The organism is Microbacterium sp. BH-3-3-3 (assembly GCF_001792815.1).
In the GTDB taxonomy this organism is placed as follows: domain Bacteria; phylum Actinomycetota; class Actinomycetes; order Actinomycetales; family Microbacteriaceae; genus Microbacterium.
In genome coordinates, this window is sequence record NZ_CP017674.1 from 272,556 (window position 1) to 287,882 (window position 15,327).

The window sequence follows — 15,327 nt, forward strand, 5'->3', positions numbered from 1 at the left end:
CCTCCCGCCGACGCCGAAGCGACCGATCGGACCGCGCCGCGCGGGCGATCGCGGTGCGACGGCCGCTCAGCGCACCTGGCGCACCGAGAACTGCAGGCGCGGGTGCGCGTACGCCTCCTGCGACTCGATGAGACGCAGCTCGCGCGAGCCCGACTCGTAGGTGTTGGTGAGCAGGTCGAAGACGCTCGACGCCGTGCGCGCGAGCGCGTCGGCCGCGTCGCCGCCGCTGCGGCGGTAATGCGCGGTGAAGAGGGCGGCCGTGACGTCGCCCGAGCCGTTGGCCTTCATCGGGATGAGCGGGGTCTGCACGATCCACGCGCCGTTGTCGTCGACGACCATCATCTCGATCGTGTCGGCTTCGCGGTCGGGGCGCTCGACGCTGGTGACGAGGATCGTGCGCGGACCGCGGTCGCGCAGTGCGTCGGCCGAGTCCAGCGTCGAGTCGATGCTGCCGGGCTCGGTGCCGGTGAGGAAACCGAGCTCGAACTGATTGGGGGTGAGGATGTCGGCGACGGGCACCACGCGCTCGCGCAGCAGCTCGGGGATGGCCGGTGCCACGAAGCAGCCCGACTTGGCGTTGCCCATGACGGGGTCGCAGGCGTACACGGCATCCGGATTCGCCCGCTTGACCCGCGCGACGGTGTCGATGATGACGTCGGCGATGCCCTCGCCGCCCTGGTAACCCGAGAGCACCACGTCGATCTCGGGGAACACCCCGCGGTCCTCGATGCCGGCGATCACCGCGGCTACGTCGTCGGGCGCGATGAGGGGTCCGCGCCACGCGCCGTATCCGGTGTGGTTCGAGAAGTTGACCGTGTAGACCGGCAGGACCTCGACGCCGATGCGCTGCAGCGGGAAGACGGCTGCGGAGTTGCCGACGTGCCCGTACGCGACGGCCGACTGGATCGAAAGCACCTTCATGCCTCGATCCTCCCACTTCGCGCCCGCGCGGGGAGCACGCCCGCCGACAGTGTGCCCGCGGCGATCGCGATGTCGTCGGCGAGGGAGTCGGCCGAGTCCGCGTCGAGGTCGTGCACGGTCAGACGCAGGAACGATCCCGCGTGCTCGGGCGCGAGGAAGAACGGATCGCCCTCGCGCACGAGCCAGCCGCGCCGCATGAGCTCCTCGCGCACGGCGGCTGCGGGAACGGGGAGCGGAACCCAGAGGTTCAGGCCGTCGCCCGGGGTCACCGGCAGCCCGCGCGCACTCAGCGCCTCGGCGAAGGCCGCGTTGCGGTGCGCATAGTGCGCCGCCGCCCGTTCGATGCCGGCGCGCACCGCGTCGTCGGTGACGAGCGCGAGGGTCATGCGCTGCAGCAGGTGGCTGACCCAGGTGGTGCCGGGGGTCAGGCGCACGGCGAGGCCGTCGGCGGTGTCGACGTCGGATGCCGTGACCGCCAGGCACGTGTCGGGTCCGAGGAACTTCGACATCGACCGGATACGCGCCCACCGGCGCTGACCCGGGCCGATCACCGAATGCAGTGCCGCCCGCGACAGCAGCGAGAAGTGGTCGTCCTCGATGACGAGCACGTACGGATGCTCGGCGAGCACCGCGCGGAGCGCCGCCGCGCGCTCCGCGGTGAGGCTGGCCCCCGTGGGGTTGTGCGCGCGGGGCGTGCAGATGACCGCGCGCACCCCCGCCTGGAGTGCGACGCGGAGCCCCTCCACGGTCATGCCCTCGGCATCCACCGCCACGGGAACCGCGCGATACCCGCCGGTGCGCACGGTGTGCAACGCCGACAGGAAACAGGGGTCTTCGAGGGCGACGGCGTCGTCGCGCTGCAGGGACTGGGCCAGCAGGCGTTCGATCGCGTCGCTCGCACCGCTGGTGACGGTGATGCGCAGTTCGTCGTGGGGGAGCTGATCGGCCATCCACTCTCGCGCCCAGGCCTCGAGGCCCGGGTCGATGACCGGTTCGCCGTACAGCACGGGTCGGGTCGAGCGCGCGAGGGCCGCGGTGGGGTCGGGGATGCGCCCGGGGTCGGGGTTCCCCGTGCCGACGTCGCGCAGCACGGTGTCGGGCGCGTACCCCTCTTGAGCGACGGCGGCGCGGTCGGCGACACGCGTGCCGCCGCGGCCACGCGCCTCGACGAGGCCGGCTTGCGCGAGCTGACGGTAGGCGGCGACGACGGTGTTGCGGTTGACCCCGAGGTCGGCGGCCACGGCCCGCACCGATGGCAGCAGGGTGCCGGGGGCGAGCTCCCCGCGCTCGATGCGCGTGCGCAGGTCCGCGGCGATTCCGGATGCCGACCGGCCGGTCATGTCGATGGTCATACGCCCCCCTGGGTCGGCGTCCAGCCTATGTCCTGAGCCATGCTACGTTTTGGCCTAAGTCAATGAACGCGCCCCGAAGCGCGGAACGGAGTGGACATGACCGACACCGGAACCTCCCGCGTCAAGCGCGGTCTCGCCGAGATGCTCAAGGGCGGCGTCATCATGGACGTCGTCACGGCCGACCAGGCCCGCATCGCCGAAGACGCCGGCGCCGTCGCCGTCATGGCGCTCGAGCGCGTGCCCGCCGACATCCGGGCCCAGGGCGGCGTGGCGCGCATGAGCGATCCCGACCTGATCGACGACATCATCGCGTCGGTGTCGATCCCCGTCATGGCCAAGGCCCGCATCGGCCACTTCGTCGAGGCGCAGATCCTGCAGGAGCTCGGGGTCGACTACATCGACGAGTCCGAGGTGCTCTCGCCCGCCGACTACGTGAACCACATCGACAAGTACGACTTCACCGTGCCGTTCGTCTGCGGCGCCACCAACCTGGGCGAGGCGCTCCGCCGCATCACCGAGGGTGCCGCGATGATCCGCTCGAAGGGCGAGGCCGGCACCGGCGACGTCTCGGAGGCGACCAAGCACATCCGCACCATCCGCGGCGAGATCAACGCCCTGCGCGCCAAGACCAAGGACGAGCTGTACGTCGCCGCCAAGGAGCTGCAGGCCCCCTACGACCTCGTCGCCGAGATCGCCGAGACCGGAAAGCTGCCCGTCGTGCTCTTCACCGCCGGGGGAGTGGCCACCCCGGCCGACGCCGCCATGATGATGCAGCTCGGCGCCGACGGCGTCTTCGTGGGCTCCGGCATCTTCAAGTCGGGCAACCCCGCCCAGCGCGCCGCGGCCATCGTCAAGGCCACCACCTTCCACGACGACCCCAAGATCGTCGCCGAGGCGTCGCGCGGGCTCGGCGAGGCGATGGTCGGCATCAACGTGTCGGATCTGGCCGCCCCGCACCGACTCTCCGAGCGTGGCTGGTAGTCCCCGCGTCGGCGTCCTCGCCCTGCAAGGCGACGTGCGGGAGCACCTCGCCGCGCTGACGGCCCTCGGCGCCGACGCCCGTCCGGTGCGTCGGCCCGAGGAGCTCGCCGCAGTGGAGGGACTCGTCCTTCCCGGCGGCGAGTCCAGCGTCATCGACAAGCTGGCCCGCGCGTTCGGGATGCAGGCGCCGATCCGCGCGGCGATCTCCAACGGCATGCCGATGTACGGCACGTGCGCGGGCCTCATCCTGCTCGCCGATCGCCTCGACGGCGCGATCGAGGGCCAGCAGACCTTCGGCGGCCTCGACGCCCGCGTCGCGCGCAACGTCTTCGGCAGCCAGACCGCCTCGTTCGAGACCGACCTCGAGGTCCCCGCCCTCGGAGCCCCTCCCGTGCACGCCGTCTTCATCCGCGCCCCCGCGGTCGTCGAGTGGGGTCCGGATGCCGAGCCCCTCGCCTCGCTTCCCGACGGACGCGTCGTCGCGATCGAACAGGGCGCGCTCCTGGGCACCGCCTTTCACCCGGAGTCGACCGGGGAGCTGCGCTTCCACCGTCGCTTCCTGGATCGCGTTCGCGCCCGACGCGGTGCGGGCGCGCCCGCGCTCTAGACGGGAACGCATGTCCGGACACTCCACATACGGGGGACACGGGACATGGACGAAGGCGGACCGTGACTGCAACCGTGACGTGCCGAGCGGGATGCGACACACTCCAAGTATGAAGTCACCCCGTTTCGCGCGAGCTGCTGTCGTGGTTTCTATAGCCACCATTGCGCTGACTGGCTGTTCGGCTGGCGCGGCAAGCTATGCGATTTTGGACCGTGCACCACAACCGAGTGATGACACCCCCGCGTCGCTGCCGGACTACGCAAGCGAGAACATGGACCTCTCTACGGCTCGTTATGTCGGTGAGCACGATGGCACCAAGCTGTGGCTCGGCGAGGGCAAGGACACCTCGACTGTCTGTCTGTTGGCTTACCCCGATGACGAGAGCTGGCTGATCGGCTGTGGGAGTGAGGGCGAGGTGGATGGAACGGAGGTTGGGCGCTTCAGGTTCCAACCGGACGGGGATCCGGCGCCCGAGGGCGGAACTGAGATTTCAGCGAACGTTTTTGCATTCCGCCAGATTTGACGACCCGCAGACTCACCGCAGCAGCTAGACCACGCTTCGACGTCTCGAATTACGGTCTGACCCCGGCGACCCGACGCGACTTGCCGGGCAGCGCCATGTCCCTCGCTGGACAATCATCCGCCGTGGGAGGACGACGCCGAGCCCGGGGCCTAATCCCGGAAACACAAGAGGCCCGCGGCTTGGTAGCCGCGGGCCATTCGTAACCCAGGATATCGTTGAGCTATGTCCGGACACTCCAAATGGGCCACGACCAAGCACAAGAAGGCGGTCATCGACTCCCGCCGCGCCAAGTCGTGGGCCAAGCTCATCAAGAACATCGAGGTCGCGGCGAAGCTCGGTGGGGCCGACATGCAGGGCAACCCGACGCTGTTCGACGCGGTGCTGAAGGCCAAGAAGACCTCGGTCCCCAAAGACAACATCGACCGTGCGATCAAGCGCGGCGCCGGGATCGGCGGCGAGGCCGTCGAGTACGCCTCGATCCTGTACGAAGGCTACGGGCCCAACGGCGTGGCGTTCCTCATCGAGTGTCTGACCGACAACAAGAACCGCGCCGCGGCCGAGGTGCGCACCGCCCTCAGCCGTAACGGCGGTACCCTCGCCGACCCGGGCAGCGTCGCCTACAACTTCGCTCGTAAGGGCGTCATCGTCGTTCCCTCCGAGGGCACCAGCGAAGACGACGTCATGCTCGCCGTGCTCGAGGCCGGCGCCGAAGAGGTCGAGCCCCACGGCGAAGGCTTCGGCGTCATCACCGAGGCGAGCGACCTCGTGTCGGTACGAAGCGCCCTGCAGGACGCCGGGATCGAGTACGACTCGGCCGACGTCGAGTTCGTCCCCTCGCTCAAGGTCGAGGTCGACGCCGACACCGCCCGCAAGGTGTTCCGCCTCATCGACGCGCTCGAAGACAGCGACGACGTGCAGAACGTCTACACGAACTTCGACCTCAGCGCCGAGGTGCAGGCCGAGCTCGAGAACGACGAGTAAGGGCGCGCCCTCGTTTGCGACACGGCTCCTGCGCTTAGCGTGGGGGCCGTGTCCCGTTCCCTCCGCGTCCTCGGCATCGACCCCGGCCTGACCCGCTGCGGCATCGGCGTCGTCGACGTCTCGCCCACCCGCACGGCGTCGCTCGTGCATGTGGGCGTCGTGCGGTCCGCGCCGACCGATCCGATCGAGAAGCGCCTGGCAGCCATCGCCGCGGGGATTCGCGAGGTGCTGCACGCGCACGATCCTCACGTCGTCGCCGTCGAGCGCGTCTTCGCACAGAACAACCGCCACTCGGTCATGGGCACCGCCCAGGCCAGCGGCATCGCCCTGCTGCTGGCCGCCGAACACGGCATCCCGGCAGCCACCCACACCCCCAGCGAGGTGAAGGCCGCGGTCACGGGGTACGGCGCCGCAGACAAGCTGCAGGTGCAGACGATGGTCGCCCGCGTGCTGCGCCTGGACGCCCTGCCACAGCCCGCCGATGCCGCCGACGCCCTGGCGATCGCCCTCTGCCACGCGTGGCGCGGGGGAGCGGCATCCCCCTCGGACGACTCGGCACTCACCCCCGCGCAGCGCGCCTGGCGCGACGCCGAGAAGCGACGCACGCCCCCCACGCGTGTCGCTCGAACACATGTACGAACCGCGCCCTAGGCTCGGAGGATGATCTCCTCGCTGCACGGTTCGGCGGCCCACGTCGCCGACGATTCACTGGTCATCGTGGTCGGCGGCGTCGGCTTCTCGGTGGCCGTGACCTCCCAGCTCGCCCGCACCGTGCACATCGGCGACGACGTGCACCTGCACACGAACCTCATCGTGCGTGAAGACGCGCTCTCGCTGTTCGGCTTCGAGTCCCGCGAGGAGCTGACGGTGTTCACCCAGCTGATCGGCGTCACCGGGGTGGGTCCCAAGTCGGCGCTCGGCGTACTGTCGTCGCTCACCGTGCCGCAGATCGCGCAGGCGGTCGCCGACGACGACGACGCCCCGTTCCGTCGCGTGTCGGGCATCGGCCCGAAGACCGCGAAGCTCATCGTCGTGCAGCTCGCCGGCAAGCTCGCCGTGGTCGCCGCCGCCGCCCCCGCGGTCGCCTCGGTCCGCGGCGCCGTGCCCGCGCAGGTGACGCAGGCGCTCATCGGTCTGGGCTGGACGGAGCGGACCGCCGCCGAAGCCGTGGCATCCGTCGCCGAGAACGCCTCCGAGGCCGACCGCGCGTCGGTGCAGGCGCTGTTGCGCCTCACCCTCGCCCTGCTCGGCCCCGCGCGCAAGGAGCCGGTGAGTGGCTGACGTGCGCGACGCCGGCACGCCCGACGACGAGATCGAGCTCGCGATCGAGGGCGCCCTGCGCCCCACCTCGCTCGCCGAGTTCGTCGGCCAGCAGAAGGTGCGCGGGCAGCTGCAGTTGCTGCTCGACGCCGCCCGCATCCAGCAGCGCTCGCCCGACCACATCCTGCTGTCGGGCCCACCGGGTCTCGGCAAGACGACGCTCGCCATGATCGTCGCGCACGAGAGCGGACGCCCGCTGCGTCTGTCGAGCGGACCGGCGATCCAGCACGCGGGAGACCTGGCGGCCCTGCTGTCGTCGCTCACCCCCGGCGAAGTGCTCTTCATCGACGAGATCCATCGCATGGCGCGCTCGGCCGAAGAGATGCTGTACCTCGCGATGGAGGACTTCCGCATCGACATCATGGTCGGCAAGGGCGCGGGCGCGACGAGCATCCCGCTCGATCTCGCCCCCTTCACCCTCGTCGGGGCGACGACACGCGCGGGGCTCCTCCCCAACCCCCTCCGCGACCGCTTCGGTTTCACCGCGCACCTGGAGTACTACGAACCCGAGGAGCTCGAGCGGGTCGTGTCCCGATCGGCATCCATGCTCGACGTGGGCCTGCCCGGCACCTCTCGGTCCGAGATCGCGCGACGCTCGCGCGGGACGCCCCGCATCGCCAACCGCCTTCTGCGCCGCGTGCGGGACTACCTCGTCGTGTACGGCCCCTCCGACGGCGCCGCCGAGGGAGACGCCGACGTGCGGACGGTGGGCGCCGCCCTCGACCTGTACGACGTGGATGCCATCGGACTCGACCGCCTGGACCGCGCGGTGCTCGACGCGCTCGTCCGCCGCTTCCGCGGGGGACCGGTGGGGCTGAGCACCCTCGCCGTCGCCGTCGGCGAGGAGCCCGAAACCATCGAGTCGGTGGTCGAGCCGTACCTCGTGCGCATCGGTTTCATGGGGCGCACGCCCCGCGGACGCGTGGCCACCCCCGAGGCGTACGACCACCTCGGCGCTCCCCACCCCGACGGCGTCCTCCGGTTCAGCCAGGGGTCATGACCTATACTCGGCGAGGGATTCCCCGACCCCCGCTAGGCAGTGCCGCACGGCGCGCCTGAATTGAAAGGTGCACCGCCTCGATGGATATCGCCCGGTTCTTCGCCGATTACGGCATCATCATCCTGCTCATCGGCCTGCTGGTCTTCATGTTCTACAGCTCGCGCCGTCGGATGAAGAAGCAGAAGGCCGACATCGAGCAGAAGGCGCGCGAGACCGTTCCCGGCGCCGAGGTCCTTCTGCAGGGCGGCCTGTACGGCACCATCGTCGAGTACGACGGTGAAGACCTCGACAAGCCCGCGCACGTCGAGATCGCTCCCGGCGTCGTGATCAAGGTGCACAGCCAGGCCGTGCTCCGCATCGTCAACCCGGCCGAGGGCTTCGTGACCGAAGACGACTTCATCGAGGCCGAAGAGGCCGAGGCCGAGTACGTCGCCGGGGTCGCCGACGGCGACATCACCTCGATCAGCGACGACCGCCGCGCCGCGCGTCACGACGAGCACACCGAGGCCGGCCTCACCGACGCCGAGCGCGCCGACAAGGACCGCCCGCAGGTCTGACGCCCTCACCGGCCCCTTCCTCGTTCACCGCCGCACAGAAAGCCGACTCCGTGGCGCCCTCGACTCCTGTCCGTCATGCCTGGCGCGTGTTGACCGGATTGCTCGCCATCACCGGCGTGCTCTTCGGCATCAACGCGCTGGGCGTGTACGCCTTCTCCGCAAGTTCCTGGACCCCCGAGCTCGCGCTCGACCTCCAGGGCGGCACGCAGATCATCCTGCAGGCCCAGACCACCGACGGGGCCAACCCCGACAGCGAACAGCTGCAGCAGGCCGTCTCGATCATCCGCCAGCGCGTCGACGCCTCGGGCGTGAGTGAGGCCGACGTGGCCACCGAGGGCGGCCGCAACATCGTCGTGCAGATCCCGGGCGAGGCCGATGAGGCCACCCGCGAACGGATCCAGAGCTCGGCTCAGCTGCAGCTGCGCCCGGTGCTGTTCACCGGCTCGCCGGCTACGACGTTCGTCGGCCAGGACGGCAACGCCACGCCGTACCCGACGCCCGACCCGTCGCTGCCCGCGACCCCGACCGCGTCGCCCACCAACGGCAGCGATCCCGCGTGGATCACCCCGGCGCTGCAGGCGCAGTTCCTCTCGTACGACTGCGCGAACCCGCCGAGCAACCCCGCGCAGGCTCCCGCCGATCAGCCCATGATCACGTGCGGCCAGGGCGACTCGACCAAGTACATCCTCGGTCCCGTCGAGCTCGACGGCACCGACATCTCGAACGCCACGAACGGCCAGGAGCAGAACACCGGCCAGTGGGCCGTGAACCTCGTCTTCAACGACCAGGGCACGCAGACCTTCGCCGAGATCAGCCAGCGCCTCTACGGCGCTCAGGCCCCGCTCAACCAGTTCGCCTTCGTGCTCGACGGCAGCGTGCTGTCGGCGCCGTCGATGAACGGCATCATCGTCGACGGCCGCCCGAGCATCACGGGAAGCTTCACGCAGGAGTCGTCGAAGGCCCTCGCCGACCAGCTCAAGTACGGCGCCCTGCCCCTGAGCTTCCAGGTGGTCAGCTCCGACACGGTGTCGGCGACCCTGGGTTCGCAGCAGCTCCAGGTGGGCTTCATCGCCGGTCTGATCGGTCTGGGGCTCGTCGCGATCTACTCCCTGATCGTGTACCGGGCCCTCGGCACGGTGATCATCGCCTCGCTGGGCGTGATGGCGGTGCTGACCTATCTCGCCCTGTGCATCCTGGCGTGGCGGGCCGGCTTCCGCCTGTCGCTCGCCGGTGTGGCCGGTCTGATCGTGACGATCGGCTTCACGGCCGACTCGTTCATCGTCTACTTCGAACGCATCCGCGACGAGTTGCGCGACGGAAAGTCGATCACGGCCGCCGTCGAAGACGGATGGTCGCGCGCCAAGCGCACCATCTACATCTCGAAGTCGATCAACATCCTCGCCGCCGTCGTGCTGTACATCCTGGCCGACTCCACGGTGAAGGGCTTCGCGTTCACGCTGGGGCTCACCACCGCGATCGACATCCTGATCTTCATCCTGTTCACCCACCCCGTGATGCAGTTGTTGGCACGTACCCGGTTCTTCGGGTCGGGACACCCCCTGTCGGGAATGGATCCGCACGCGCTGGGCGCCGTCTACCGCGGCCGCGCCGAGTTCCGTGCTCCCGTCGCCGACGCCGGCCGTGCGAAGCGCTCGCGCGGTGAGGCCCAGCGCCGCCAGACGATCGCCGAACGCAAGCAGGCCGAGCTCGCCGCCGCGCGCAGCGATAGCCGCTCGACGAAAGAGGGAGACGTCTGATGCGCTCCATGACGCAGCTCGGCAACGACCTCTACTCCGGGAAGACCTCGTTCCCGTTCGTTCAGCGCCGTCGCCTCTGGTTCATCATCGCCGCCGTTCTGGTGATCGGCGCGGCCCTGGTGCCGCTCATCCGCCCGGTGCAGTTCTCGATCGAGTTCACCGGCGGCTCGCAGTTCACGGTGTCGAACCCGGCCTCGTTCGACCAGTCGCTCGCCACCGACGCCGTGACCTCGGTCGTGCCCGGTGCGAGTACGCGCGTCAGCACCATCAGCGACCAGGCCGTGCGCGTGCAGACCGACCAGATGGACAACGACGAGACCCAGGCGGTGGCCGCCGCCCTGGCGTCCGCCTACGGCGTCGATGCGTCCGAGATCACGAACTCGTTCATCGGACCCACCTGGGGCAACGACGTCACGCGCCAGTCGCTGTGGGGTCTGTCGATCTTCCTCGCGCTGACCTTCCTGATCCTCGCGCTGTACTTCCGCACGTGGAAGATGTCGGTCGCCGCGATCATCGGCCTCGTCGACGTGCTCGTCATCACGATCGGCGTGTACGCGCTCTTCGGCTTCGAGATCTCGCCGGCCGCCGTCATCGGCTTCCTGACGATCCTCTCGTACGCGCTGTACGACACCACCGTCGTCTTCGACAAGGTGAGAGAGAACACCCGGGATGACGGCGAGATCTCCGGCCGCACGTTCGCGGAGTCGGTCAACCTCGCCGCGAACCAGACGTTGATCCGATCGATCAACACCACGGTGGTCGCCATCCTCCCCGTCGGCGCCATCCTCTTCATCGGAGTGCCGCTGGGCGCGCGCACCCTGAGCGACATCTCGCTGTCGATCTTCGTCGGCACGATCGTCGCGGCGTACTCGACGCTGTTCGTCGCCGTCCCGATGTACGCCCTCCTGCGTGAGAAAGAGAAGCCGATCGCCGATCGCGACGCCCGCGTCGTGGCCGCACGCGAGAAGGCGGGCGTCCCGGCCTGACGCCGGGGCCCCGCCCCGCGGGGCGTAGACTTGATCGACTGGCCGTGAGGAAGAGGTGGCGATGACCGAGACCACGTCGTCCACGCCGCCCCCGTCGTCACTGCGTCGCCTGGTGCCGCGCATCTTCTCACGTGCTGCCCGCCGCGACGACGTCGACAAGCTGCTCCGCACCGTCCGCACGCACCACCCCAAGGGCGATCTCGCGATCGTCGAACGGGCCTACGCGGTCGCCGACAAGGCACACGACGGACAGAAGCGCCAGAGCGGTGAGCCGTACATCACCCACCCGTTGGCGGTGGCGCAGATCCTCGCCGAGCTGGGTCTGGGGCCCAAGGCGATCGCGGCGGCGCTTCTGCACGACACCGTCGAAGACACCGGCTACCCCCTCGACGAACTCGCCGCCGACTTCGGCGACGAGGTGGCCATGCTCGTCGACGGCGTCACCAAGCTCGACAAGGTCAAGTACGGCGACAGTGCCCAGGCCGAGACGGTGCGCAAGATGATCGTCGCGATGTCGAAAGACATCCGCGTACTGCTCATCAAGCTCGCCGACCGCCTGCACAACGCGCGCACCTGGGGCTTCGTCCCCCCGCACAAGGCCGCGAAGAAGGCGACCGAGACGCTCGAGATCTACGCCCCGCTGGCGCATCGTCTCGGCATCCAGGCCATCAAGAGCGAGCTCGAAGACCTCTCGTTCGCGGTGATGCACCCGAAGCTCTACGCCGAGATCGAGAGCCTGGTGAGGCAGCGCACTCCGCAGCGCGAGCAGTACGTGCAGAACGTCATCGACTCCGTCGACGCCGACCTGCGCGAACTGCGGGTACGCGGCCGGGTCATGGGGCGACCCAAACAGCTCTACTCGGTGTACCAGAAGATGGTCGTGCGCGGGCGCGAGTTCGACGACATCTACGACCTCATCGGCATCCGCATCCTCGTCGGCACGGTGCGCGACTGCTACGCCGTGCTCGGTGCGATCCACGCGCGGTGGACGCCGCTGCCGGGGCGCTTCAAGGACTACATCGCCACTCCCAAGTTCAACCTGTACCAGTCGCTGCACACGACGGTGCTCGGCCCGGGTGGCCGCACGGTCGAGATCCAGATCCGCACGCACGAGATGCACCAGCAGGCCGAGTTCGGTGTCGCGGCCCACTGGAAGTACAAAGAGCGCATGGCCGGCGGCAAGACGGATGCCAAGGCCGTCGACGCCGACATGGCCTGGATCGCGCACATCTCGGACTGGCAGGCAGAGACCGCCGACCCGGGGGAGTTCCTCGACTCGCTGCGGTTCGAGATCGGCGCGAAAGAGGTCTACGTCTTCACGCCGAAGGGGCGCGTCGTGGGTCTGCCCACGGGGGCGACGCCCGTCGACTTCGCGTACGCCGTGCACACCGAGATCGGCCACCGCACCATGGGGGCGAAGGTCAACGGTCGCCTGGTGCCCCTCGAGTCGGCCCTGCAGAGCGGCGATGTGGTCGAGGTCTTCACGTCGAAGAACCCCGACGCCGGTCCCAGCCAGGACTGGCTCGGCTTCGTCAAGAGCACCCGCGCGCGCAACAAGATCCGCGGGTGGTTCACGAAGGAACGTCGCGAAGAGGCCATCGAGCAGGGCAAGGACTCCATCGCCCGCGCCATGCGCCGGCAGAACCTTCCCCTGCAGCGTCTGATGAGCCAGGACTCGTTCACCGAGGTCGCGCGGCTCTTCCACTACGAAGACGTCTCGGCGCTGTACGCCGCGGTCGGCGAGGGTCACGTCTCGACCCAGTCGGTGATCGAGAAGGTCACGGCTCTGGTCAACGTCGAGGAGTCGAACACCGGCCCCATCGACATCCCCGTCGGACGCAGCCGGGCCCCGCGCGGTGGCGACTCGGGAGTGCTCGTGCGCGGCGCGCCCGACATCCTGGTCAAGTTGGCCAAGTGCTGCACCCCCGTGCCGGGCGATCAGATCGTCGGCTTCGTGACGCGCGGCAGCGGCGTCTCGGTGCACCGAGGCGACTGCACGAACGTGAAGTCGCTCAAGGAAGAGCCCGATCGACTCATCGAGGTCGAGTGGGCGCCGACCTCGAAGAGCGTGTTCCTCGTGCAGATCCAGGTCGAGGCCCTCGATCGCTCGGGCCTGCTCAGCGACGTCACGCGGGTGCTCAGCGAGCACCACGTCAACATCCTCTCGGCCACCGTGTCGACGACGAACGACCGACTCGCGCTCAGCAAGTTCGTGTTCGAGATGGGCGACACCGTGCATCTGGATCGGGTGCTGAACGCCGTGCGTCGCATCGACGCGGTGTACGACGTCTACCGCGTCACCTCTTCCTGAGGGGCGACGCGGTCCTCGTCCGCGCCGGCACGGGCGATGGCCGTACCCGGTGATCCCGGGTGACCGTGGGACATGTCGCTGCTCCGTGCCTCGTGCTGCGCGGCGTCGCCAGGCTCTGCGGATCCGTGTGCGCACCGCAGCGCGTCGACGGCTCGCCGACCGTAGGGGAAGCGCGGGTGCGCCCGCAGCCAGAGCGTCGCTGCGGCGGCGATCCTCGGCTCCTCGGCGGCCCACGCGCAGGCCACGGCTCGCTCGGCGGCGTCGCCGGAGCGAGCGAGATCGATCAGGGTGCGCGCCGGCGTGGTGACGTGCACCCCCGCGACGGTGACGACGTCGGCCGCCCCGAGACGCACCTCGTGATACTGCGCGCGGGCAGTTCCCCGCACGATGTGGCGTATCGCGCTCACACGTTGCGCGTGGTGGCGGGTCGGCTCGACGGTCTGTCCACCGTGGATCCACGCCGCGCTCGCGCGTACCGCCGCCCAACGATCTCCGAGGAGCGGACGGAGGCTTCGCGCACGCATCCACGGGCTCTCGACGGCATCGGCGGGCATGAACCCCTCGCCCAGGGCGACCAGGATGCCGTCGAGGCACGCGGCCGTGAGCTCGGCCAGGGCCATGCGCTCGTCGGCGAAGAACAGGAAGGGCGACACCATCCCGTCAGTGTGACGCGAGGGTGTCGCCCTTTCTGTTGACCGTGTCGATCTGTGGAGAACCCGCTCAGCCGCCGAGGGCGCGCAGCCAGGTCCGTCGCGCTTCGAGGGCCTCGGACGCCTGAGCCGCCGCGCGCTTGTCACCGCGCGCGGTGGCGTCTGCGAGCTCGGCCTCGAGCTTGTCGATCGCGTCGGACAGCTGGCGCGTCATGTCGTTGGCACGCGCCTTCTGCTCGGGATCGTTGCGCTTCCAGTCGGCGTCTTCGCGGGTGCGCACGCTCTGCTCGATCTTGCGCAGGTCGTCGTCGAGGGCGCGCTCCTTGTCGCGCGGGAACACGCGACCGATCTCGTCCCACTGGCGCTGGATGGCGGTGAGCTTCTGTCGAGCGGTGGCGAGGTTCTTCTCGTCGACGAGCGGAGCCGCCTCGGCGAGGAGCACCTTCTTCTGCTCGATCTTCTCTTTCGAGGCCTCGGTCTCGGCGGACTCCCGCTCGATGCGAGCGCCGTACAGGGCGTCACCGGCGGCTTTGAAACGTGCCCACAGAGCATCGTCGACCTTGCGGCCGGCGCGGCCCGAAGCCTTCCAGGCGTCGAGCAGGTCGCGGTAGGCGCCGATGCCGTCCTCGCCGCGCGGGGCCAGGGCCTCGGCGCGCTCGACGAGACGCGTCTTGGCGTCGCGCGCGACCTTGTGGGTGTCGTCGAGCTGCGAGAAGTACTCGCGGCGGTGACGGTCGACCGTCGCGCGGGCGTCGCGGAACCGGCGCCACAGCTGCTGCGCGGTCGACTTCGACAGGCGGGGCCCGTTCTGCTGGTGGGCCTGCCAGCGATCGAAGAGCGCCGCCATGTCGGCGGTCATCTGCTTCCACTGCACGGTCTGCGGGTCGCGGGCGGCCAGGGCCTCGGCCTGCTCGACGATGGCCGTGCGCTCGCGCACGGCTTCGTCGACGGCTTCCTTCGCGGCGGCCGCCTCGGTCTCGCTGGCTTCGGCGAGCTGCGACGTGAGGGCGTCGAGGCGCGCGACCAGGGCGGCGAGGTCGCCGACGGCGGCGGCGCCGTCGAGCTTGCCGCGCACCGTCTTGGCCGTCGAGCGCAGATCGCCGGCCGACGCACCGCCGCGGCGGTGGCGCACCTCGAGCAGGGTCACCTCGCTCGCGAGGTCGGAGTACTTGCGCTCGAAGTAGGCGAGTGCTTCGGCGGGCGTGCCGTCGGGGTACTGTCCCACGGCGCGCCAGTCGTCACCCTCGCGCACCGAGACGGTGCCGTCGTCGTCGACGCGGCCCCACGGCTCGGTGGGCGCGCTCGACGCGGGAGCGCCGGCGGGCTTCGAGGGAACGGGGGCACCCGGGCGCGGACGAGCCATGGGGGTGGCGGCGGGACG

At 69.8% G+C, this 15,327-nt stretch carries 15 protein-coding genes; 11 read left to right on the forward strand and 4 right to left on the reverse strand.

Annotated features, from left to right (window positions below):
* Positions 1–66 precede the first annotated feature (66 nt).
* Both pdxY and BJP65_RS01350 read right to left on the reverse strand, forming a co-directional pair.
* Positions 67–921, reverse strand: a complete 855-nt coding sequence (gene pdxY / locus BJP65_RS01345; protein WP_055837287.1) for a pyridoxal kinase PdxY — start codon at positions 919–921, stop codon at positions 67–69.
* Positions 918–2,273, reverse strand: coding sequence for an aminotransferase class I/II-fold pyridoxal phosphate-dependent enzyme (locus tag BJP65_RS01350; protein WP_070407990.1), 1,356 nt, complete (start codon positions 2,271–2,273; stop codon positions 918–920). Before BJP65_RS01350 ends, pdxY begins: the two co-directional genes overlap by 4 nt.
* Before the next feature lie 96 nt (positions 2,274–2,369).
* On the opposite strand from BJP65_RS01350, the gene pdxS reads away from it, so the two are divergent.
* The 11 genes from pdxS to BJP65_RS01405 all read left to right on the forward strand — a co-directional run bounded on the left by pdxS (position 2,370) and on the right by BJP65_RS01405 (position 13,296).
* A complete protein-coding gene (pdxS, locus tag BJP65_RS01355; RefSeq protein WP_055837293.1) occupies positions 2,370–3,254 on the forward strand; it encodes a pyridoxal 5'-phosphate synthase lyase subunit PdxS in 885 nt (294 codons plus the stop codon).
* On the forward strand, positions 3,244–3,861 hold the full coding sequence (gene pdxT, locus BJP65_RS01360) for a pyridoxal 5'-phosphate synthase glutaminase subunit PdxT (protein ID WP_070407991.1): 618 nt from the start codon (positions 3,244–3,246) through the stop codon (positions 3,859–3,861). The genes pdxS and pdxT overlap by 11 nt, the downstream gene beginning before the upstream one ends.
* A 109-nt stretch (positions 3,862–3,970) precedes the next feature.
* Positions 3,971–4,384 (forward strand): hypothetical protein, encoded by a 414-nt coding sequence (locus tag BJP65_RS16425; protein ID WP_156784783.1) that lies wholly within the window; start codon positions 3,971–3,973, stop codon positions 4,382–4,384.
* 222 nt (positions 4,385–4,606) lie between these two features.
* Complete coding sequence (locus BJP65_RS01370) at positions 4,607–5,365, forward strand: YebC/PmpR family DNA-binding transcriptional regulator (RefSeq protein ID WP_055837296.1); 759 nt, start codon at positions 4,607–4,609, stop codon at positions 5,363–5,365.
* Between the two features lie 48 nt (positions 5,366–5,413).
* Positions 5,414–6,016, forward strand: a complete 603-nt coding sequence (gene ruvC, locus BJP65_RS01375; protein WP_055940465.1) for a crossover junction endodeoxyribonuclease RuvC — start codon at positions 5,414–5,416, stop codon at positions 6,014–6,016.
* Between the two features lie 9 nt (positions 6,017–6,025).
* Positions 6,026–6,646: a Holliday junction branch migration protein RuvA gene (gene ruvA / locus BJP65_RS01380; RefSeq protein WP_055837302.1), complete on the forward strand. Its 621-nt coding sequence runs from the start codon at positions 6,026–6,028 to the stop codon at positions 6,644–6,646.
* Positions 6,639–7,685 carry a Holliday junction branch migration DNA helicase RuvB gene (gene ruvB / locus BJP65_RS01385; protein ID WP_055837305.1) on the forward strand — a complete coding sequence of 349 codons (1,047 nt, stop codon included), beginning with the start codon at positions 6,639–6,641 and terminating at the stop codon, positions 7,683–7,685. Before ruvA ends, ruvB begins: the two co-directional genes overlap by 8 nt.
* Before the next feature lie 80 nt (positions 7,686–7,765).
* Positions 7,766–8,242, forward strand: coding sequence for a preprotein translocase subunit YajC (yajC, locus tag BJP65_RS01390; RefSeq protein WP_070407992.1), 477 nt, complete (start codon positions 7,766–7,768; stop codon positions 8,240–8,242).
* 50 nt (positions 8,243–8,292) lie between these two features.
* Complete coding sequence (gene secD, locus BJP65_RS01395) at positions 8,293–9,999, forward strand: protein translocase subunit SecD (protein ID WP_070407993.1); 1,707 nt, start codon at positions 8,293–8,295, stop codon at positions 9,997–9,999.
* Positions 9,999–10,985, forward strand: a complete 987-nt coding sequence (gene secF / locus BJP65_RS01400; protein WP_070407994.1) for a protein translocase subunit SecF — start codon at positions 9,999–10,001, stop codon at positions 10,983–10,985. Before secD ends, secF begins: the two co-directional genes overlap by 1 nt.
* 61 nt (positions 10,986–11,046) lie before the next feature.
* Positions 11,047–13,296, forward strand: a complete 2,250-nt coding sequence (locus tag BJP65_RS01405; protein ID WP_070407995.1) for a bifunctional (p)ppGpp synthetase/guanosine-3',5'-bis(diphosphate) 3'-pyrophosphohydrolase — start codon at positions 11,047–11,049, stop codon at positions 13,294–13,296.
* Here BJP65_RS01405 and BJP65_RS01410 read toward each other — a convergent pair.
* Together BJP65_RS01410 and BJP65_RS01415 are read right to left on the reverse strand one after the other, a co-directional pair.
* Positions 13,275–13,952: a hypothetical protein gene (locus BJP65_RS01410; protein WP_070407996.1), complete on the reverse strand. Its 678-nt coding sequence runs from the start codon at positions 13,950–13,952 to the stop codon at positions 13,275–13,277. The two genes, BJP65_RS01405 and BJP65_RS01410, sit on opposite strands and share 22 nt — an antisense overlap.
* 64 nt (positions 13,953–14,016) lie before the next feature.
* Entirely contained in the window at positions 14,017–15,309 is a 1,293-nt protein-coding gene (locus BJP65_RS01415) for a DUF349 domain-containing protein (protein ID WP_082516590.1), read from the reverse strand.
* Between the last annotated feature and the right edge of the window lie 18 nt (positions 15,310–15,327).